Annotated in this window: 13 protein-coding genes and 2 pseudogenes; 6 read left to right on the forward strand and 9 right to left on the reverse strand. The window is 59.3% G+C overall.

All coding sequences use genetic code 11. The annotated features are described in order from the left end of the window. The gene (gene rpoC / locus ACWUI2_RS10195) at nucleotides 1-4,122 is read left to right on the forward strand and encodes a DNA-directed RNA polymerase subunit beta' (protein ID WP_486982750.1); all 4,122 of its coding nucleotides are present in this window, start codon (nucleotides 1-3) and stop codon (nucleotides 4,120-4,122) included. Nucleotides 4,123-4,253: 131 nt separating this feature from the next. On the opposite strand, the gene ACWUI2_RS10200 is transcribed toward rpoC, so the two are convergent. Further along, entirely contained in the window at nucleotides 4,254-5,270 is a 1,017-nt protein-coding gene (locus tag ACWUI2_RS10200; RefSeq protein ID WP_486982751.1) for a sigma-70 family RNA polymerase sigma factor, read from the reverse strand. Between the two features lie 301 nt (nucleotides 5,271-5,571). Between ACWUI2_RS10200 and ACWUI2_RS10205 the strand changes: the two genes are divergently transcribed. Both ACWUI2_RS10205 and ACWUI2_RS10210 read left to right on the forward strand, forming a co-directional pair. After that, nucleotides 5,572-7,242 carry a Na/Pi cotransporter family protein gene (locus ACWUI2_RS10205; RefSeq protein WP_486982752.1) on the forward strand — a complete coding sequence of 557 codons (1,671 nt, stop codon included), beginning with the start codon at nucleotides 5,572-5,574 and terminating at the stop codon, nucleotides 7,240-7,242. Between the two features lie 16 nt (nucleotides 7,243-7,258). Then, complete coding sequence (locus ACWUI2_RS10210; protein WP_486982753.1) at nucleotides 7,259-8,824, forward strand: glycerol-3-phosphate dehydrogenase/oxidase; 1,566 nt, start codon at nucleotides 7,259-7,261, stop codon at nucleotides 8,822-8,824. A 15-nt stretch (nucleotides 8,825-8,839) separates the two neighbouring features. On the opposite strand, the gene ACWUI2_RS10215 is transcribed toward ACWUI2_RS10210, so the two are convergent. Then, on the reverse strand, nucleotides 8,840-9,655 hold the full coding sequence (locus tag ACWUI2_RS10215) for an HAD-IIA family hydrolase (RefSeq protein WP_486982754.1): 816 nt from the start codon (nucleotides 9,653-9,655) through the stop codon (nucleotides 8,840-8,842). 79 nt (nucleotides 9,656-9,734) lie between these two features. Continuing rightward, on the reverse strand, nucleotides 9,735-10,172 hold the full coding sequence (locus ACWUI2_RS10220) for a DNA-directed RNA polymerase subunit alpha C-terminal domain-containing protein (RefSeq protein ID WP_486982755.1): 438 nt from the start codon (nucleotides 10,170-10,172) through the stop codon (nucleotides 9,735-9,737). Between the two features lie 332 nt (nucleotides 10,173-10,504). Between ACWUI2_RS10220 and ACWUI2_RS10225 the strand changes: the two genes are divergently transcribed. Then, nucleotides 10,505-11,002, forward strand: a complete 498-nt coding sequence (locus ACWUI2_RS10225) for a ferritin-like domain-containing protein (RefSeq protein ID WP_486982756.1) — start codon at nucleotides 10,505-10,507, stop codon at nucleotides 11,000-11,002. Nucleotides 11,003-11,061: 59 nt separating this feature from the next. Here the strand turns inward: ACWUI2_RS10225 and ACWUI2_RS10230 are convergent, their stop codons facing one another. Together ACWUI2_RS10230 and ACWUI2_RS10235 are read right to left on the reverse strand one after the other, a co-directional pair. Then, the gene (locus ACWUI2_RS10230; RefSeq protein WP_486982757.1) at nucleotides 11,062-12,120 is read right to left on the reverse strand and encodes an alpha/beta hydrolase; all 1,059 of its coding nucleotides are present in this window, start codon (nucleotides 12,118-12,120) and stop codon (nucleotides 11,062-11,064) included. A gap of 203 nt (nucleotides 12,121-12,323) precedes the next feature. Beyond that, nucleotides 12,324-13,261: pseudogene (locus ACWUI2_RS10235) on the reverse strand (ASKHA domain-containing protein). A gap of 39 nt (nucleotides 13,262-13,300) precedes the next feature. Between ACWUI2_RS10235 and ACWUI2_RS10240 the strand changes: the two are divergent. Then, complete coding sequence (locus tag ACWUI2_RS10240; protein WP_486981567.1) at nucleotides 13,301-14,371, forward strand: IS630 family transposase; 1,071 nt, start codon at nucleotides 13,301-13,303, stop codon at nucleotides 14,369-14,371. On the opposite strand, the gene ACWUI2_RS10245 is transcribed toward ACWUI2_RS10240, so the two are convergent. From ACWUI2_RS10245 to ACWUI2_RS10260, 4 genes and pseudogenes are all read right to left on the reverse strand, one after another. Beyond that, nucleotides 14,331-14,480 carry a hypothetical protein gene (locus ACWUI2_RS10245; protein WP_486982758.1) on the reverse strand — a complete coding sequence of 50 codons (150 nt, stop codon included), beginning with the start codon at nucleotides 14,478-14,480 and terminating at the stop codon, nucleotides 14,331-14,333. The two genes, ACWUI2_RS10240 and ACWUI2_RS10245, sit on opposite strands and share 41 nt — an antisense overlap. Nucleotides 14,481-14,571: 91 nt before the next feature. Further along, nucleotides 14,572-14,997 (reverse strand): annotated as a pseudogene (locus ACWUI2_RS10250) (methyltransferase MtaB domain-containing protein); the annotation flags it as partial. Continuing rightward, nucleotides 14,994-15,509, reverse strand: a complete 516-nt coding sequence (locus ACWUI2_RS10255; RefSeq protein WP_486982759.1) for a cobalamin B12-binding domain-containing protein — start codon at nucleotides 15,507-15,509, stop codon at nucleotides 14,994-14,996. The pseudogene ACWUI2_RS10250 and the gene ACWUI2_RS10255, both read right to left, overlap by 4 nt. A 125-nt stretch (nucleotides 15,510-15,634) precedes the next feature. Beyond that, nucleotides 15,635-16,546: a PEP-CTERM sorting domain-containing protein gene (locus tag ACWUI2_RS10260; RefSeq protein ID WP_486982760.1), complete on the reverse strand. Its 912-nt coding sequence runs from the start codon at nucleotides 16,544-16,546 to the stop codon at nucleotides 15,635-15,637. Nucleotides 16,547-16,651: 105 nt separating this feature from the next. Between ACWUI2_RS10260 and ACWUI2_RS10265 the strand changes: the two genes are divergently transcribed. Next, nucleotides 16,652-19,933 carry a glycosyl hydrolase family 2 protein gene (locus tag ACWUI2_RS10265; protein ID WP_486982761.1) on the forward strand — a complete coding sequence of 1,094 codons (3,282 nt, stop codon included), beginning with the start codon at nucleotides 16,652-16,654 and terminating at the stop codon, nucleotides 19,931-19,933. Nucleotides 19,934-19,944: the final 11 nt, after the last annotated feature.

Below are 19,944 nucleotides of genomic sequence, written 5' to 3' on the forward strand. Positions count from 1 at the left end.
ATGAGCACTGAAGAAGCAAGACAGGTTCTCGGATTCGACCGTGATGAGGCGGCTTTCGACTGCGTCACCATCGCGGTGGCTTCGCCGGATACGATCCGCTCCTGGTCAAAAGGGGAAGTAAAGAACCCGGAGACCATCAACTACCGGACCTTCAAGCCGGAGCCGGGCGGTCTATTCTGCCAACGGATCTTCGGTCCGGTCCGCGACTACGAATGCGCCTGCGGAAAGTATAAGCGGATTAAATACAAGGACGTCATCTGCGACCGTTGCGGCGTGGAAGTGACCGTTTCCCGCGTCCGCCGCGAGCGGATGGGGCACATCGAGTTGGCGGTGCCGGTCACCCACATCTGGTTTCTGAAGAGCATGCCGAGCCGCATCGGTTTGATGCTCGACATGACCGCCCGCAACCTCGAACGGGTCATTTACTACGAGAACTACATGGTGGTCGACCCGGGCCGCACTCCGTTGGAAGAAAAGCAGTTGCTGACGGAGACCGAATATTCTCAGGCCCTCGACGAATACGGCGACGACGCGTTTGTCGCCAAGATGGGCGCCGAGGCGATCCGCGACGTGTTGGCGAAGATGGAACTCGAACCGCTGGTGATCGAGTTGCAGGACGCTTTGCGCAACACCCGTTCGAAGCAGATCAAGAAGAAGGTTTCGAAGCGGTTGAAGGTGATCCAGGGCTTCATCAAGTCCCAGAGCTCGCCCGACTGGATGGTCCTCGAAGTGCTGCCGGTCATCCCGCCGGACCTGCGTCCGCTGGTTCCGTTGGAAGGCGGCCGTTTCGCCACTTCCGATTTGAACGACCTTTACCGTCGCGTCATTAACCGGAACAACCGGTTGAAGAACCTCCTCCAACTCAAGACTCCGGACGTCATCATCCACAATGAAAAGCGGATGTTGCAGGAGGCGGTCGACGCGCTCTTCGACAACGGCCGTCATGGCCGGGCGGTGACCGGAGCCGGCAACCGTCCGTTGAAGTCCCTGAGCGACATGCTCAAGGGGAAACAAGGCCGTTTCCGTCAAAATCTCCTCGGAAAGCGGGTCGACTATTCCGGCCGTTCGGTGATCGTCATCGGACCGGAGTTGAAACTCCACCAGTGCGGTCTTCCGAAGAAGATGGCGTTGGTTTTGTTCGAACCGTTCATCATCCGCCGTTTGAAGGAGCTCGGGTTCGTCCACACCGTCCGCGGCGCCCGCAAGATGATCGAGAAGCAGTCGCCGGAGGTCTGGGACATCCTCGAAGAGGTGACCAAGGGGCATCCGGTGTTGCTGAACCGCGCGCCGACCCTCCACCGTCTGTCGATCCAGGCGTTCGAGCCGGTGTTGATCGAAGGGGAGGCCATCCGGGTTCACCCGCTGGTTTGTACCGCTTACAACGCCGACTTCGACGGGGACCAAATGGCGGTCCACGTGCCGCTCTCCCTGGAAGCGATCATGGAGTGCAAGCTCCTGATGATGTCGACCCACAACATCTTCTCGCCGTCGAGCGGAAATCCGATCCTCACGCCGTCGCAGGACATCGTTCTCGGGTCGTATTACCTGACCCTGGAGCCGCGGAAGAAGATCGAGAAAGGCGAGCGCGTGCCGTTCGCCGCGGATGTGAAGGAAGTTCTCCTCGCCGAGATCGACGGCGTTCTCACCAAGCACGACTGGATCGATTTCCCGAATCCCGACTACGGCATCGAGACCGTGTTCGGCAACAAGGACAAGAAGGTCATTCGCACCACCGTCGGCCGGGTCATTTTCAACCAGATCTGGCCCCGCGAGCTCGGTTTCATCAACTTCCCGGTGCCGAAGGGGAAACTGGGGGACGTCATTCTCCAGACCACCCGCAACGCCACTCCGGAAAAGACCGTCGAAACGCTCGACGCCTTGAAGGAACTCGGCTTCGCCATCGCCACCCAGGCCGGTATCTCGATCGGGATCGACGACATGATCATTCCGGAAAACAAACCGGAAATCACCGCTTCCGCCCGCAAGAAGATCGAGGAAGTCGAAGGTCAATATCGCCGGGGGATCATTACTCCGGGCGAGCGTTACAACAAGATCATCGACATCTGGACCGGTGCCACCGACGAAATCGCCAAGGCGGTGTTCGAGCGGCTCGAGTCCAACCGCGGACGGCCCGAGATCAACCCGGTCTTCCTCATGATGGATTCCGGAGCCCGGGGTAACCGCCAGCAGGTGCGTCAGCTCTGCGGAACTCGCGGATTGATGGCCAAGCCGTCCGGCGAAATCATCGAACGTCCGATTCTTTCCTCGTTCCGCGAAGGTCTGACCGTGTTGGAATACTTCATCTCGACCCACGGCGCCCGGAAGGGGCTGGCCGACACCGCGCTCAAGACCGCGGATGCCGGTTACCTGACCCGTAAGCTTTGCGACGTGGCGATGGACGTGATCATCACCCAGGAAGACGACGGTTCGCGCGACGGTATCTGGAAAAAGGCGATCTACGAAGGCGACGAGGAAATCGTCAGCCTCCGTGAACGGATCATCGGCCGTTGCTCCTGTGACGACATCAACAACCCGCTCAATCCGTCGGAACTGCTGGTCAAGAGCGGCGAGCTCATCACCGAAGAAACCGCTTTGAAGCTGGAAGATGCCGGCGTCGAGCGGGTCAAGGTAATGTCTCCGTTGACCGACCGCAGCAAGCACGGCGTTTGCGCGAAATCTTACGGGATCAACCCGGCGACCAACAAGATGGTCGAGGCCGGAACCTCCGTCGGGATCATCGCCGCCCAGTCGATCGGTGAGCCGGGAACCCAGCTGACCATGCGGACCTTCCACGTCGGGGGGATCGCCAGCCAGGTGTTCAAGACGCCGGAAATCCGCGTCCGCAACACCGGCACCGTCCGCTACAAGGGGCTCCGTCTCGTGTCGACCGCTGAAGGATCGAGCATCGTTCTCAATAAGACCGGTGTCATCCAGATCCTCGACGAGAACGACCGCGAACTCGAAATCTACAACATCGTCGTCGGTTCGGTTTTGACCGTCGCCGATGGCGGGACCATCGAGAAGGGCCAGGTTTTGGCGATGTGGGATCCGTATAACATCCCGGTTCTCTCCGAAAAACCGGGTAAGATCGGCTTCAAGGACATGATCCCGGGCGTGACGATCAAGCGGGAACTCGACGAGAGCACCGGCCGAATCGCCACCGTGATCACCGAACACCGCGAAGACCTCAACCCGCAGGTCGAAATCCGCAGCGATCGGGACGAAGTGCTCGCCACTTACTCGATTCCGACCGGGGCGCAGGTGGTCGTGGCCGAAGGGGACATCATTTCTCCGGGCGCCTTGCTCGCCAAGACGCCGCGTCAGGCCTCCAAGACCAAAGACATCACCGGGGGTCTCCCGCGGGTCGCCGAGCTCTTCGAAGCCCGCCGTCCGAAGGAAGCGACCGAGATGGCGAAGATCGACGGCGTTGTTTCCATGGGAACAACGGTCCGCGGCAAAAAGCGGCTGATCGTGACCAACCAGGAGACCGGCCAGGAAGAGGAGCACCTCATTCCGCACGGCAAGCAGATCATCGTCCAGCTGGGGGACATCGTCCACAAGGGGCAGCATCTCACCGACGGATCGGCCGATCCGCATGAGATCCTGGAGGTCCTCGGGCCGAACGCCTTGCACGAATACCTGATCTCCGAGGTGCAGGAAGTCTATCGTCTCCAAGGGGTGACGATCAACGACAAGCACATTGAGTTGATCATCCGGCAGATGCTCCGGAAGGTCCGGGTGACCGATCCGGGCGACTCCGAGTGGTTCTGGGGCGAGCAGATTGACCGCGGCATCTTCATGGAAGAGAACCAGCGGATCGTCGAAGCCGGGGGTAAACCGGCCGAAGGCGAGCCGATCCTGCTCGGTATCACCAAGGCTTCGATCGAAACCGAAAGCTTCATTTCGGCCGCTTCCTTCCAGGAGACGACCCGCGTCCTCACCGACGCCTCGACTCTCGGCAAGGCGGACGAACTGAAGGGCTTCAAGGAAAACGTGATTATGGGTAACCTGATTCCTGCCGGAACCGGGCTGCCGAAGATTCGCAATCTGCGAATCAAGTTCCCGTTTGGCGCCGAGGAAGTCCCGGCGGAAGCCGCCCAGGCCGGCGGCGAGGCCGGTTGATCGGTTCCACAGAGAAACATTCATTATTCCAACCAGAAAAGGCCCTTCTTCGGAGGGGCCTTTTTGGCGATATCACGATATCGCCGATGACCTTGGAAGAGCGGTTGATCTGAGAAACCGGCTCAGTCAGTTCAGGGGGTTCCGTTCGATCCTTTGACGTTTCGTTCGAAAAATTCCTGAAGGATTTCCATTTTCCGGCGGATCTTCCGTTCTTCTTCGATTTCGTCGGTGGTCGATTGGCGTTCCAGCTCGGCGAGGCGGCGACGCATCTGCGACAAAGCGATGTTTTGGAGTTGGCGGATGCGTTCCCGGGTGATGCCAAAGGTTTTGCCGATTTCTTCCAAGGTTCGGGGAGGACTTCCGTCGAGTCCGAAGCGGAGCCGGATCACCCGGGCCTCCCGTTCGGTCAATTGGCTGAGGATTTCGTTCACGTCGTCCTGGAGGTTTTTGTCGACCAGAGCCTCAGCGGGAGTCGGGGCGTTTTCATCGCCGACCAAGTCGCCGAGTTTGGTGTTCTCCTCTTCCCCGACGGGAGCGTCCAGGGAGGTTGGCCGGGTGCTGACCGATTTGAGGTGGGCCACCTTGTGCACCGGCAGGTCGACTTCGGCCGCGATCTCTTCGTCGGTCGGTTGGCGGCCGAGTTCCTCGAACAGTTTGGCGGAGGCTTTCCGCATCTTGGCGATCCGCTCCGACAAATGTACCGGCAGCCGAATCGTTTTGCTCTGGTTGGCGAGGGCCCGTTTGATCCGTTGTTTGATCCACCAGGAGGCGTATGTACTCAATTTTCCGCCCTTTTGCGGATCGAACCGTTCCACCGCCTTGATGAGGCCGAGGTTCCCTTCGCTGATCAGGTCGGCCAGCGGGAGGCCGCAGTTGGTGTAATCATGGGCGATCTTGACGACCAATCGGAGATTCGACCGGATCATCAGGTCCCGGGCGTCGTTATCTCCTTGTTTGATCTTCGCCGCCAACTCCACTTCCTGCTGAGGAGTGATCAACGGAATCTTGCCGATATCTCCCAGATATAGGGCGACCACGCTCCGATCATCGGTCCGGTCGTAGGTTTGCGTTTTCGGCGACGCCTCCAATGGCTCCGCGATTTCGTCCGGGTGAAATGGATCGGTCGGTTCCGTTTGTGTTCCTCGCATCACAGTGTTTTTCCCTTTTGCTCTCGTCGTCTGACGGCTGCACCGGTCGCAGTGTAGCCAATTCGAAAAAATGTAACACAAAGGTAAAAGAGTGAATACGGGTGTGAGCCTGATCCCCACCTAGGGGAACGAATACGGGAGGGCAGGGGAAAGGGAGCATCGCCGCGGGTCGATTCGGACTTCCAATTATGTCCAAGTTTCGCAAAGGAATATTTGCGGTCGGCCGCCGGTTTTTGTTTTCTATATCTCAGAGATGGTGACCGGTGTTCAGATGGCGGGGCTATTCACAGGAGGCCGGGTTATGGGCGTCGCGGCTCTTCCAGGCGGTGAATTCGGCTTTTTCAACATTCTGGCGGGTGTCGCGCTGATCCTTTTCGGAGCTCGTTTTTTGCGGAAAGGATTCGACCGGTTGTTTGGCCAAAATCTGGTGGCCTGGCTGCATCGGATGACGGCCCGAAGGTTGCGGGCCTTCGCGGCGGGGATCTGTGTCGCGACAGTGGCGCCTTCGTCGACCACCCTGGCGCTGGTGGCGGTGCGGATGTTGCGCAGCGGTGACTTGACCGCAGACCGGATGTTGGCGGTATTTCTGGGGGCGAATATTGGAATGACCGTGATGGTGCAAATGCTCGCGTTCAGAGTGGCGGACGCGTTCGCGATCTTCCTGGTCGCCGGGCTGGTCGCCTTTCAGTTTATGAAGAGCGAGTTGATTCGAGGCATCGGCCAATGTCTCCTGGCGCTCGGATTCATTTTCATGGGGATTTTTTTAATCTCCTCGACCGCGGCGGCCATTCCCCCGGATGGTGCCTTTGGACAAATCCTTTCCATCTTGCGGGATTATCCGTTGGCCCTCTTGTTGATCGCCGCGCTGATGGCGTTCCTGTTGCAAAGTTCCACGGCGGCGATCGGGTTGGCGATCGCCTTGGTCCAGGGAGGGCTTGGGGGACTCGACTTTCTGCTCACCATCGTTCTCGGAGCGAACCTCGGGGTGGCCGGCACCGCTTTGCTCGCCGGTTGGCCGACTTTGGAGGGGCGACGCCTCGGCGCGGCGAATTTCCTTCTGAAGGCGGCGATGGCTGGAATTCTTTTCGTGTTTTTTGCTCAAGTGGCCCCGCTGTGGGCGGAGACTCCGGGCCATGCTCCGCGGCAAGCGGCCAATTTTCATACCGCGTTTAATGTCCTGGTGGCCTTGCTCGGTTTGCCGATCGTCCACGGAGTTTATCGATTGGTGACGCGGATGATTCCGGAGCCGGATGATGGAGTCCGGCTGTTGCGGCGGCGGGAGAATTACCTCGATCCGGCGGCGTTGGAGAGTCCCTCGATGGCGCTCGCCAACGCCACGCGGCAGACTCTGTTGATGGCATCGGAGGTCAAGACGCTGTTGGAGAACTTCCTTCTCTGCTTTTCAACCCGTAATGCCGCGATGGCCCGGCAAATCCAGCAGGGAGACAATCAAATCGATGACATGAACAACGAGATCAAGGCCTATTTGGTCCGTCTCAGCGAGGAATCGATGGGGGCCCGGGATGGCAGATTGCAGATGGCATTGCTCAGTTTCACCAGCGAACTCGAGTCGATCGGCGATATCGTCGACCGGAACCTTTGTCATCAGGTGATCAAGCGGGAGGGACAGTCGGTTTACGTCTCTCCGGAAGACGAAAAGCGTCTCTGCCGCTTCGCCGACCATGTTCTCCATCGTTTCGAAATGGCGATCAACTTGCTCGCCACGCGCAACGGAGCCCTGGCCCGCCGGATACTAGCGGAGAAGGATGTCGCCAAAGAAATGTACCTTTGTTTCCAGCAGGAACATTATGCGGCGTTGCAACATCGCCACCCCGAGAATCTGGATGGCAGTTCCTTCTTCATCGACCTCCTGAACGCCTATCGCCGGATCGGGGGGCATCTCATTTCGATCGGTTATAATTTCGTGGCAGAGTCCGAGGGTTCGGACGACGATGTAAAACCGGAGAAATAGACCTAACAACGGCATCATGCGACGGGAAGAAAACTTGGAGCGATTGGGGCAGGAGTCGGAACCGTGGGACTTCGTGGTCATCGGAGGAGGGGCGACCGGATTAGGGGTTGCTGTCGATGCGGCGTCGCGCGGCTACCGGGTGGTGTTGGTCGAACAGTCCGATTTCGCTAAAGGAACCTCCAGTCGCAGCACCAAACTACTCCATGGCGGGGTGCGTTATTTGAGGCAGGGAAACATCGGGTTGGTGGTCGACGCGTTGCGCGAGCGGAGTCTCGTTTGTCGCAACGCGCCCCACGTCGCCCGGTCCCTCGGTTTCGTGATTCCCGCCTATCATTGGCACGAGAAGGGCTTCTATGGAGTCGGCTTGACCGTCTACGATCGTTTGGCCGGGAAACTCGGGTTCGGCCGATCGCGGGTGCTTTCCCGCGAGGAAACTCTTCGGCGATTGCCGACGGTCAATCCCAAAGGGCTCCGCGGCGGGATCCTTTATTTTGACGGGCAGTTCGACGACGGTCGGCTCGCCGTCAATCTGGCCCAAACGGCGACCGAATTGGGAGGGGTGTTGGTGAATTACGCCAAGGTCGTCGGGTTTCTCCGGGAAGGGGAGCGGATTGTCGGAGTCGAGGTGCGCGACGAGGAGGGTGGCCGGGAGTTTGCGGTGCGCGCTCGTTGCGTCATCAATGCCACCGGAGTTTACTGCGATGGGGTCCGGCGGATGGAGGATGAAGCGGTCAAGCCGATGCTGGTGGCGAGTCAAGGGAGTCATCTGGTTCTGCCCCGGGAGTTTCAACCGGGGGACGACGCTTTAATGGTTCCGAAGACGGACGATGGCCGGGTTTTGTTCGCGCTTCCGTGGCACGATCGGTTGATCGTGGGAACGACGGATGTCCCGGTAGACGATATTCCGATCGAGCCGCGTTCGACCAAAGAGGAGGTCGGATTTCTCCTGGAACATGCGGCGAAATACCTTCGGAAGGCTCCGGCGCGCGACGACGTCCTCTCCCTGTTCTCCGGACTTCGTCCTTTGGTGTCGGCTCCGGTGAGAGGACGGCGGTCGACTTCCCGGCTTTCGCGGGATCACACTGTTGTCGTTTCCCCGGGAGGGGTGGTCTCGGTCACCGGTGGAAAATGGACGACGTATCGGAAAATGGCCGACGACGTCCTCAGCCGGGCGCAACAAGTGGCCGGAATGGAAAGCCGCCCGTGTCGCACGGTCGACCTTCGTATCCATGGCTGGACTACGCAAGTCTCGGGGCAGGAGCCGTGGGCGGTTTACGGCAGTGACGCGGAGCAAGTGAGGAGTCTGGTCGCCGGGAGTTCAGACTTGAGCCAATCCCTTCATGAGCGTCTCCCTTATGTGAAGGCGCAAGTAGTCTGGGCGGCCCGCCATGAGATGGCGAGGACGGTCGAAGACGTCCTCGCCCGCCGCACCCGGGCGCTCTTTCTCGACGCCCGGGCGAGCGCGGAGGCCGCGGCGGAAACAGCTCGGCTCCTCGCCGCCGAACTCGGGCGTGACCGAACCTGGGAAGATCGCCAGACGGCCGAATACCGGCGGCTGGCGAAAAACTATTGGCTCGACTGACTCCTGCGGGTGGTTTTAGACCGCAAGCATTGTCGGCGGGGGAGAGGCGAGCCCGTCTGCCGCGAAAAACTCCTCGGCGCAGAGCGAAGCGATGGACGGGACGACGATGTCCGGTCGGTAGGCGAAACGGGAGAGGTCCTCCCGTTTCGTGCCGCCGCTCAGGACGAGGATCGTCCGATACCCCATCTGGACCCCGCCGAGGATGTCGGTTTCCATGGTGTCGCCAATGATGGTGACTTCGCCGGTGCGGAGTTTCAACTCCTTGCGGGCCTCCCGCAGGATCACCGGACTCGGTTTGCCCACACTGAATGCCTTGGCGCCGGTGGCGGCTTCGAGCATGGAAACCATCGCACCGCACCCCGGGCGACTGCCGTCGGCCGTCGGACAATTGGGATCGAGGTTGGTGGCGATTAGTTTGGCCCCGGCGTTGATCATATTCACCGCCGCCTCGATGTTTTCCATGTTATAGGTTCGACCCTCGCCGACCACCACATAGTCGGGGTGGTGGTCGACGATGGCGAAGCCGTTGCGGTGCATGGCCTGGAGCAGACCGCCCTCGCCAATGACGTAAGCGGTGCCGGACGGATTTTGGGCCGCGAGGAAACGGGCCGTGGCCATGGCGCAGGTGAAAACGTCGTTTTCGGTTACTTTGAAACCCATTCGAACGAGTTTCGTCGCGATGTCCCGTCGGGTTCTTTGGCTGTTGTTGGTGACGAAGAGGAAGGGGATTTTCCGCGTTTGTATTTGATGGATGAATTCAATGGCCCCGGGAATTTGTGTCGAGCCTTTGTAGATAACACCATCCATGTCGATGAGAAAACCATGTTTCATATAGGAAGAAGTAAAGATAACGGATTCGGCGACAGGGACCGCCAGGGTCGTTTTGTCATGATTCTATAAATACGAAACCTCACCCGGCCTTTGCCGTCTGATGGGTGGGCCGCGGTTCGAACCAATCGGGGCGAGCTTCGATAAGTTCGAATTCGACCGGCCCTGGGATATCCAGGAGGTCGACGGTCATTCGGAGCGTTTCGATTTCGGTATGCATGCCCAAGGTGAGTCCGATGGAGTGTATCCGGTTTTCAATTTCACGAATCCGCGCTTGGCCCAGGCCGCGCCACCGGCGCAAGGTTTGGCTGGTCTGTAGCACGAGATCTTCGACGGTGAAAACGGCGGCCTCCTCCATGACTTTGTTAACGCCGGGGGAGAACCCGATTTGATCGATCGTCATTGCCAGCCGTTCCCGGAGTTCGGCGCGGGAAAACCGCATCGTGGGAGTGCAGTTGTCTTTGGGACCCGTGTGGGCCGGTTTGGCGTGTTGTTGTTTCTTCGTGGATTTGGAAATCATTGCAGGACCGATTCAAGCATCGGCTGTACCATGTTTTCCCGGATGAGGGGGCTACGGGGGGTGGCGCGAAGGTATTGTGAGTGTGTATCTAGTTGGTGGAGAGCGATAAGTGCAGTTGATCCGGAAGGGTTGTTTTTTGTTTTGGATGACCAGCGGGCTGCTGAACTTTGGACAATCGGGTGATCAAAAAAGAACTTTGGGGGAGGCCGCGCGAACGGATTTCATCGGAAACCCGATAAGAGAATCGTGGAGTCTCCCGATGGGGGAAAGGCGTTTCGTGGTTAGCTTATCGAACGAATCGAACAGGAACGAACCAAACCAAAGGAAAGACAATGAGCGATAGAGATGATGTGATCACGTGGCTGCAGGATGCGTATGCGATGGAAACGGCCATCGAGGAGATTCTCGCCAAGCATGCGAAGGATGCGGAGGAGGTTCCGTGGATGCATGAGCGCTTGCAGGAGCACTTGGAGGAGACTCGTTCACAGGCCGAGCGGCTGAAGGGATGCCTGGAATCATTGGACGCCAGTCCGGCCAAGGGGAAATCGGCGATGGGGACGGTAATGGGGAAAATGAACGGAGCGATGACGGGGATGTATCGGGACGAACTGGTCAAAAATACTCTGGCGGAATATGCAACCGAACACTTCGAGATCGCGTGTTACAAGTCGCTGATCTCGGCCGCCGAGCGAGCCGGACTTCCTGATATCGCCCGGATTTGCGAGGATATCCTGGACGAGGAGGAACGGATGGCTGAATGGCTCGCGAGCCAGGTGGATCCGGTGACCCATCATTATCTCGACTCCAGGCGATCCGAAGAGGCTGCTTGAGGGGGCGGGGCCGCTCCCCTGTGTTTGCGCGGGGGAGCGGTTTGGACTCCGCGATTAAATCACGCGGTGGCGTGCAGTTCGATGGCGTCGCGGTTGCCGGCGAGGACATGGCGATCGACTCCTCGCAGGAGTTCCCGCATCAACTGGATCACTTCGGGGGACTCGAAGTAGGCCGAGTGGATGTTTCTCGCGCCGGCGGGAATGAGTGAGCTGCAATCGATATCACAGACGTTGTCGGGGATCGGGAACCGACGGTCGATCCCGCTGCGGCCCAAGCGACGCTTCCCAAAGTGTTTCATGCCGGCTGAAAGTCCTAAAACCGGATCGCGTCCGGTGAAAAGGGAAGTGATCCGGTAGGAGAGTTGGGCCATCGGATCGCCGTCGCTGGCCCCATGGAGCTCGCCGCTTTTGAAGATGTCATTGTCGACGTCGGCCGCCACCATGATCAGTTGATTGATCAGGGAGACCGAGAGTGGCCGGTTGTTGTGAACCCAGCAGTGGCTCATGGCGTGCTGGAGAACGAAGTTCCCCATGCTGTGGGCGATCACTGAGGTCTTGGCCCGGCAGCGCTTGTCGGGATCGATGATTTCCTGCTGGGCCGCGAGGTAATCGTAGAGGTTGTTCAAAACCTCGGCGAGGTGGTCCGCCGAGCGACGGGCGTCGCGCCGGTCGGAGTAATAATTCGTCACCATTCCATCCGAGGGCCAGGTAAAGAAGATGCTGAGCCCGAGACCGGCGTCGCCGCTGAACAGATCGCGGCAGAGCTGGGCGTAGCGGCGGGCAGCGTCCTCCCAGGAAACGTTGTATCCATGAATGAACAGATTCACGTGTTTCTCTTTTTCGTGCTCGGCCGGGTCGACGATTTTGGGAAATTGTTTGGCTTCTTCGATCAGGCTGGCTTTGAAGGTGGCTTCATTGACCTTTTCCCATGAAGCCATTTGGTCGAGTTTCCCGGCCGACGAAGCTTCGGCGATCCAGTAAGTCAATTCGTCGGAAAGGCGCATGCCGAGGGTTCCTTCGCCCCGTTGGCGGAGGCGGACGGGACCGAGGCGTCGTCCGCTCCGGGGGCGCGGCCGTTCTTCGGCCCGGTTTGAAATCATCCAGAATCGAGGTTCCATATGTGTATTCGGTTTTTGGTTATTGTCGTGTTTTTGGGCGACCGATCAGGAAGCCGAAAAAGGGGTTGGAGCCAAGGGGCCGGGGGGGAACGAGATAGTTGGAGTTGATTGGACCGATTCAGGCGAAACCAGTAGGGTCGTCAATCTTTTTTTTGCAACGGTTGACTAGGAGTCAACAAGGCGAAGCGGGGATCTGGCTACCGCTATTTGGGGTCCCGCATGCAGTCGATGAAGTGGTCGTCGAAGGATTCGATTTGGTTGAGCTCGATCACTTGGGCGGTGGACTGAAGCGATTCGATGGCGTGTTGGCGGTCGAGGTGGTAACCGAATCCGCCGGCGTTGAAGAACCTCTCTAAGTCGGCAGGCCGGAGATCGGCCACCTCCAGGAGCGTCATCACGCCGGCCGCGATGGCGGCTTTGGCCTGGATCAGTTCGGCGACGTCGGTTTCGGAGACGAAGAGTTTTCGGTGGATCGTCACCAGGCGCTGGAGGCCGTCGGGGCCATCTCGCTCCTCGACTTCGGGATGGTTCGCTTCGAAACGTCCCATCGGCCCCAGCAATCCGTCCGCCCGGGCGAGCGCGAGGAAGTCGACATAGGCGGCTCCCGAAATCGCCGAGGGGCGGGCTCGCTTGTCGTCGCCGGATAATAGGAAGGACCAGCGGCCCGCTTCGCGGGTGAGAGATGAGATCACGTTTTTCGCCGCAGGCGCGCCGCAGTTAGGCGTCCTCCTTCGAAGGCGGGGCCGGCGGCGGTGAAGGTGGCGAGAAAACCGTTGCGGGTTTTTAGTAAAATCTCCCCGTTGGTGCCGAAATCGATCAGCAGGGCGGGGCGGTCGAGTTCGAGGATGCCGGAGGCGAGGGCGCCCGCGGTGATATCGGCTCCGACAAATGGGCCGAGGTTGTCGGCCAGTTTCAGGGAGAATTCGGTGGAAAACCCGAGGCTCGCGGATGAGACGGTCTTGGCTTCGAGGAACTCCGGTTTGAACGGATAGGAGGCGAAGCCGCTCAGGCGGTTGCCGGTGAGGCTGTGCAACATAACGGTGTTGCCGGCCGCGATTCCTTCGGTGATTCCGCTCGGGTCGATCCCGGCCTGGCGGCACAGCCGTTCGATCAACGGTTCGAGCGCGTTTTTGACTAGTATTTACTTGAAAAAGTCAGCGAATTAACTACCAATTGCGCCATGGCAAGACCATCGGCGAAAATTACCTTATCGGATTCCGAGCGCAAGGAGCTGGAATCACTGGTGAGTGGCCCCCGTGTCCAGCGTAGATATGCGGATCGCGCTCGAATCGTGTTGAAGGCCAGTGCCGGGAAGAGCAACCTGCAAATCGCTTCGGAGCTGGAGATTCGGCCGGCCACGGTGAGCAAATGGCGAGTCCGTTTCGAGAGCGAAGGCATGGAGGGGCTGCATGATGACTTCAGGCCGGGTCGGCCGCCTGGACCACATAGGCGCGAAGAAATACGGACGAAGATTCTCGCCAAGCTGGATGAAGACCCTCCGTCGGGTTATGCCCGTTGGAACGGGCGGTTGCTGGGAGAGTCGCTGGGAATAAGGCCGGATGCGGTGTGGAAAGAACTGCGTGCGCTTGGAATCAACCTGCAGCGCCGCCGCTCTTGGTGCGTTTCGACCGATCCGGAATTTGCCGCGAAGAGCGCCGATATCATTGGTCTTTACCTCGGCCCTCCAGTCAATGCGGTCGTCTTGTCAATCGACGAAAAGCCGTGCATTCAGGCGCTTGAAAGACAGCAGGGCTGGCTGAAAATGCCCGACGGCCGTTCCCTCACGGGATTTGCCCACGAATACAAGCGGCACGGGACCACAAACTTGTTCGCCGCCCTGGACGTCGCCACGGGCCAAGTCTTGGGCAAATGCTTTCCGAAGAAAAGAAGGGACGAGTTCCTGCACTTTCTCGACATGGCCGTGGCGCAGTATCCGGGAAAGGAGATCCATCTGGTTCTCGACAACCTCAGCGTCCACAAGCTCAAAGAGGATCATCCTTGGCGTCAGAAACACCCCCATGTCCATTTTCACTTCACTCCGACCCATGCCTCTTGGATCAATCAGATTGAAGCTTGGTTCAGTATTTTGAGCCGAGGCGCCTTGAGGGGAGCCAGTTTCCGGAACGTCCGCAGCCTCAGCGAAGCAATTGAGCGATTTATCGCTGCTTACAATCAGGACGCAATGCCTTTCGTTTGGACAAAGGTCCGCGTCAGCCAGAAAACCCCAGAGAGTAAATACGTGAACTTATAATTTTAAATACTAGGGCCGATTGCATTTTGGGGCAAGCGCCTCTCTGGGTAGTGGCGTGGTCGATACGGGAAAGGACGTTGTCGCCGTAGCGCCGTTGTTCGTTGGCCACGGAGCCGTTGGCGAGTCATCTGCCGGAGGCGCGCGGTATTGCCGAAGCCGCAGGCGGTGTCGCCGGCGGCGTGGATTCCATGCTTGTTGGCGATGGCGACGATGTGATGCCAGAGGAATTTCATGTCGTGTGTTCCGAGGACGAATAAGGCGAAGATCACCGCGCGAAGGTCGCCGTTGACCAAGGCGTCGTCGTGCACCTCTTTACCCCCGACGCTCTCGATACTGAGGAATTCGGTGCCGGCCGCGGCGGACCGGTCGAAAAGCTCGAGCATGGCGTCGAGATAGCGGCCGCTACGCATGACCGGGGGCCGGACAAATTCGCGGTTGTCGTTCGGGGTGCAACGCGACGCCCCCTTTAATCCGTATTTGTCGTGGGCGTGTTCGATTCCCTGGAGGAGGATTTCGACCACCTCCATCCCGAGGTCGGGAAACTCGGTCATTGGCGGAAGCGTTTCAAATTCGAGCACCACGCCGGGGATCTCGAGTTCCGCGGCCCGTTCGAGGGCATCGGTCACGATCTGTTCGTAGTGCCGGCGACGGCGGGCATCGATTCCTTGCGGATATCGATATCGGGAAGTGTGAAGTTGAGTTCCGGATACACCGTTCCTCCGCCGATCACCATTCCGTGGCGGGTGGTGATCGGATGAGGCGCGTTCCCGTAAATCAGGTCGACGGGATTGGCGAGTTTGGTGAATTTCATTGGGAGCGGGTGCTTGGGATTTTGATTATACGGCCAATGCTTCGCGGGCGGCATCGACGGCGCTGGCGGCGTCGCGCGAGTAGCCGTCGGCTCCGATTTCGGCGGCGTAGGAATCGTGATCGGGGTTCCGCCGACGAGGATCTTCAGTTGGGTGTGGCCGGCCTTGCGGATGGCGGCGACAGTTTCCTTCATCGCGGGCATGGGGGTGGTGAGCAGGGCGGAGAGGCCCAGGAGGTGGGGTTTGTGTTCGTCGATGGCGGCGAGGATTAGGTGCGGGGTCAAATCCGGCCCCGGTTTCTGATCCCCCGGATAACAAGCTGACATCATTCGAAGGGGAATTTGGTGGAAAAACTCGGACCGGTCTTCGCGCCATTTCTCCGAGACAATGCGGCGAAAAAAGAAACCCCCGGTCGAGGGTGGTTCGACCGGGGGTTGGGTGATCTAGAGAAGGCTTACGAGCGGCGGCGGCGCCTGCGCCAGAGACCGGCGGCGCCGAGAGCCAGCAACCCTCCGATCATCGCGTAAGTGGAAGGTTCCGGAATAGTTGAGACGGCGAAGTTGTCGAAGCGGACCTGCGTCGACGAGAAGACGTCGGGATCAGTGCCGGCCAAAGCGACGAGCGAGACTACTGACGGCGTGATATTGGAGAAGTCGAGGCCGGAAGCCAGCGAGGAGCCGTTGACGAAGAGCTCTCCGACATTATTCAGCACGCGCAAGTCAAGATCGAAGGCCCCGTTTTGCGGGGGCGTGACCGATCCGCCGCCGATGGCGACGCCGTCAGCGAAAACCGTGACCGCTCCGTGCGGGGTAATTGTCACCCCTCCATTGCCGACAAAAGCCGGGAAACGCACCTCGGGCTGCACGCCGAAAACAATTCCGGCCCACCGGTCGTTGATTCCGGTTGGATCAAGGTGAGCGTGAACGAGTTGCACCTGAATGCGGTAGCTGTTGTCCTGGAAGTAAGTGCCGAATCCGATCTGCGGAGAGATCGAGGACCATTGGCCAGCCTCGTTATCCCGGAACCGCAGGGTGTATTGGTCGACGGGATTGGTTGAATTGGGCCAGTTCTCCTGGGATCGGAGATCCCATCCATTACCGTTGGTGAAGGTGGTCTTGCCAAAGACATCGTAGCCGAAGCCGTTCGAATTAACATCAGTCACCAGCCACCCTCCTTGTCGGCCACCGGTGGCGCCGATATTGGTGTTGAGGTTGGTGGTGTCGCCCGGTGCGGCGATGCCGGTGTAGAAGTTATCCGAGAAAAGCAGTGTCGGGAAGACCTGCGCGTGTCCTGAGGCGAGGAAGAGGCCGGAAAGAACGGCGACAACGCCGCCCAGGCGAATCGATTTTTTTTGTGTTGTTTTCATGTTGGGAAGAAAGGATAGGAAGCGATTTTTCTCGATATAAAACGATTTATGTGGACAAGTCAATCGGCATTTTTCATCATTCTTTTCCGTGTTATGATTTCCGAAATGCGAGCTGTCCCATTTTCCGAAAACGTTTTTTCGCTGCGCGCTTCCGGGCCCGCTTTCGACCTCGAACGATTTCGCTCTCCCCATGCGCTGGACCGTCCGGTTCCGTTTTACAGTTGGAATGAATGGATGGAGCCGGACGAGATTTGCCGTCAGATCGACGAGATGGTCGCCGCCGGGTGGGGCGGGGTGTTCGTCCACAGCCGGATCGGACTGACGACTCCGTATCTCGGGGAGGAATGGTTCGCCGCGGTCGACGCGACGATCGAGCACGCCAAGAAGCGTGGTATCAAGGTTTGGCTTTACGACGAAGACAAATGGCCCAGCGGTTACAGCGGGGGCACGGTTCCACTGGCGAATCCGGATTTCCGGATGAAGGTGTTGATCGCCCGTCCGTCCGCTGACCCGGTGCCGGAGCATAGCGAGCCATTGGGGGAGCCTCGGGACGGTTTGCAGATCTACGTATGGACGGCTCCGCTCGGCCATGATTGGTTCAACGGCACCTGTTACGCCGGTCTGATGCATCGCGGGGCGATGGCGAAGTTTTTGGAAGACGCCTACGAGCCGTACCACCAGCGTTATGGCGAGGATTTTGGCGGAACGATTGCCGGGGCTTTCACGGACGAGCCGAACGCGGTCTTCCGAATGCGGATCCCGGAGGGGGCTCTGCCGTTCACGCCGCAACTTCCGGCTGCCTTCCGGCAGCGTTTCGGATACGACCCGTTGCCGAAGCTTCATCTTCTTTACCGGGACGGCCCCGGCGCGACCGAATTCCGGCTGCATTATTATCGGACGGCGAACCGGTTGTTCGAAGAGAACTTCACCGCCCAGCTCGGCGACTGGTGTGATCAACGGGGGATTCCGTTGACCGGTCATTTTATCCTGGAGGACACCCTTTACGGGCAACAGACCTGGGGGGTGATGATCATGCCGAATTACCGGCACATGGAAATCCCCGGGGTGGATCATCTGGGAAGGCACGCCGAGCATGCCGTCACCTTCAAGCAATGCCAGAGCGTGGTGAACCAGTTTGGCAAGCCCCGGATGTTGAGCGAACTATACGGATGCACGGGAGGATCGCTTTCTTTCCTGGATCGGTATTGGATCGCCACCGCCCAATTGGCGCTCGGGGTGAATCTGTTGAATCCCCATTTGTCGCTTTATACGATGAGCGGATGCCGGAAACGGGATTATCCGCAGAACATTTTCTACCAGCAGCCATGGTGGCCGTTGAACCGGGAGGTGGACGAACCGTTGAGCCGTCTTTGCGCCGCTTTGCAGCAAGGGAAGTTTCAGGCGGACACGCTCCTGCTGCACCCGGGAGAGTCGGTGTTCGCCGCCTGGGAATCGGCGCTCAAGCCGGAGAACTTCGAACGCCTCCTCGATTGGAATCTGGATCCGGCGACGCCGGAGTCGAGTCGACGCATCGAGAAGCTCGACAAGGATTTCAACGAGACGATCGCCGCGCTGTTGGCGGCGCAACGCGGCTTCGACCTTGGAGATGAAACGATCCTGGCCGAGGATGCCCGGGTCGAGGAAGGCGAACCGGTGCTGTGGGTCGGGCAGATGGCTTACCGGACGATTGTTCTCCCCTCGATGCTGACATTGGCGGAGAAAACTTTGGAGTTGTTGGAAACGTACGAGCGGCAAGGGGGCAAGATTTGGACGGTCGGTGATCGTCCGGCATTGCTCGAGGGTCGACCCTCCGACCGGTTGCGCGATTTCCTGGACCGGGTGCCGGCAGTCAATCCAACGGAGCTGGGCGATTGTCTCGAGCGCGAGCGTCCCGCTCCGGTCGATCTCCCCGGTCTGTCGCGGGAAAACCGCCGGCGCCTTTACGCGCACGTCCGGGATCTGGACGACGGGGACCGCCTGGTTTATCTGGTCAACACCAGTCGATTGACCGCGGAATTCGCTGCGGCGGTGGAGTTGCGCGGTGTTTGGGGTGGAGTGGAGCGGCTGGATCCGGTTTCCGGGGAAAGCGCCTGTTTAAAAACCCTTCCTTCGGCGGATGGGACCGGCCTTCGGGTCGATCTGCCGTTTGCGCCGGCCGAAGGGCATCTCCTTTGGCTGCGGCAAGCCCCGGCCGACCGTTCGCGACGACCCGTGAAGGTAACCCGGAGCGTCCCGGTGGAGCGGAAGGTCTTGGCCCCCGAAGTGTGGAAGGTCGAGCGAATGGATGAAAACGCGTGGACCCTCGACTTCGCTCTCTTCAAGAAAGGCGACGATTCATGGAGCGACTCCGAGGTTCCGGTGATTGGACTGCAGGAATATCTTAACTCGACGGCTTACGACGGTCCGCTGGCCCTGCGATACCGTTTCCAGGCGGCCCCCTCGGTGATCGGGCGCGAAGTCAGGCTGGTAGTCGAGTATCCGGATCGGGCGACGATCCGGGTGAACGGTCAGGTGGTCCGGCCCGATTCGACCCGGTTTTGGCGGGACTTCCGTTGGCATCCGGTGGAGATCACCGGGCTGTTAAAGTCGGGACAAAACGAAATCGAAGTGACGTATCCGGATTTCCAGCACGGCGATCTGACCCGCGTGGAAGATCCGTTTGCCCGTTATGGGACGGAGATCGAGTCTGTTTACTTGATCGGCGATTTCTCCGTGACCGGACGGATGTTGAACGGGGAGCCGCAATCCAGTGGCAACGGAGAGGCGAATATCCCTCATCTGTCCCGACGTTTCAACGGCGACGAAGGTTTGTCGTCACTTTGGGCGCAGTTCGGGCTGCCGCCGATCCAGACCCATCGCTTGGCGGGCGACGATTTGGAATTATGCGAACCGGGTGCTCTCCGGGCGGGAGATACCCTTTCCCAGGGCCTGCCGTTTTATGCCGGGCGGCTGCGGTGGAGTTGTCAACTACCGGAGATGGGGGCCGGGGATTGGTATCTGCGATTGGAGAACCTCGATTGTCCGGTGGCGGAAGTCCGGGTAGGCGGAAACAAGATCGGTTCTTTGTCGGTTGAGCCGTACGAGGTGCGGTTGCCTCTGGACGGCCGTCGGGAGGCGGGAGCCGTGTTGGAGATTGTTTTTTATGGAACACTACGCAATCTCCTTGGCCCGCATCATCATCCCGATGGCGAGCTTTGCCAAGTTGGGCCCTTGGAGTTTTCCGCGACCGTCCAGGAGGGGCGCCCGGGGAAGGCGAACGACTGGATCTTTCGTCGGGCTCGTGGTGAAGCCGTTCCAGGTTGGGTTGACCGTTATTCGCTCGTTTCATTCGGACACACGGGCAAGATTGAGTTGATTCGCCGGGCTATGGATGGAGGCGAAGCCTAAGGAATCTCGAA

This window comes from Verruconatronum alginivorum (assembly GCF_056590205.1).

What these genes read in the sequence shown, in the direction of transcription:
- rpoC (WP_486982750.1), top strand. Translation starts at nt 1, where the DNA reads ATGAGCACTGAAGAAGCAAGACAGGTTCTCGGATTCGACCGTGATGAG.
- ACWUI2_RS10200 (WP_486982751.1), bottom strand. Translation starts at nt 5,270, where the DNA reads ATGCGAGGAACACAAACGGAACCGACCGATCCATTTCACCCGGACGAA.
- ACWUI2_RS10205 (WP_486982752.1), top strand. Translation starts at nt 5,572, where the DNA reads ATGGGCGTCGCGGCTCTTCCAGGCGGTGAATTCGGCTTTTTCAACATT.
- ACWUI2_RS10210 (WP_486982753.1), top strand. Translation starts at nt 7,259, where the DNA reads ATGCGACGGGAAGAAAACTTGGAGCGATTGGGGCAGGAGTCGGAACCG.
- ACWUI2_RS10215 (WP_486982754.1), bottom strand. Translation starts at nt 9,655, where the DNA reads ATGAAACATGGTTTTCTCATCGACATGGATGGTGTTATCTACAAAGGC.
- ACWUI2_RS10220 (WP_486982755.1), bottom strand. Translation starts at nt 10,172, where the DNA reads ATGATTTCCAAATCCACGAAGAAACAACAACACGCCAAACCGGCCCAC.
- ACWUI2_RS10225 (WP_486982756.1), top strand. Translation starts at nt 10,505, where the DNA reads ATGAGCGATAGAGATGATGTGATCACGTGGCTGCAGGATGCGTATGCG.
- ACWUI2_RS10230 (WP_486982757.1), bottom strand. Translation starts at nt 12,120, where the DNA reads ATGGAACCTCGATTCTGGATGATTTCAAACCGGGCCGAAGAACGGCCG.
- ACWUI2_RS10240 (WP_486981567.1), top strand. Translation starts at nt 13,301, where the DNA reads ATGGCAAGACCATCGGCGAAAATTACCTTATCGGATTCCGAGCGCAAG.
- ACWUI2_RS10255 (WP_486982759.1), bottom strand. Translation starts at nt 15,509, where the DNA reads ATGATGTCAGCTTGTTATCCGGGGGATCAGAAACCGGGGCCGGATTTG.
- ACWUI2_RS10260 (WP_486982760.1), bottom strand. Translation starts at nt 16,546, where the DNA reads ATGAAAACAACACAAAAAAAATCGATTCGCCTGGGCGGCGTTGTCGCC.
- ACWUI2_RS10265 (WP_486982761.1), top strand. Translation starts at nt 16,652, where the DNA reads ATGCGAGCTGTCCCATTTTCCGAAAACGTTTTTTCGCTGCGCGCTTCC.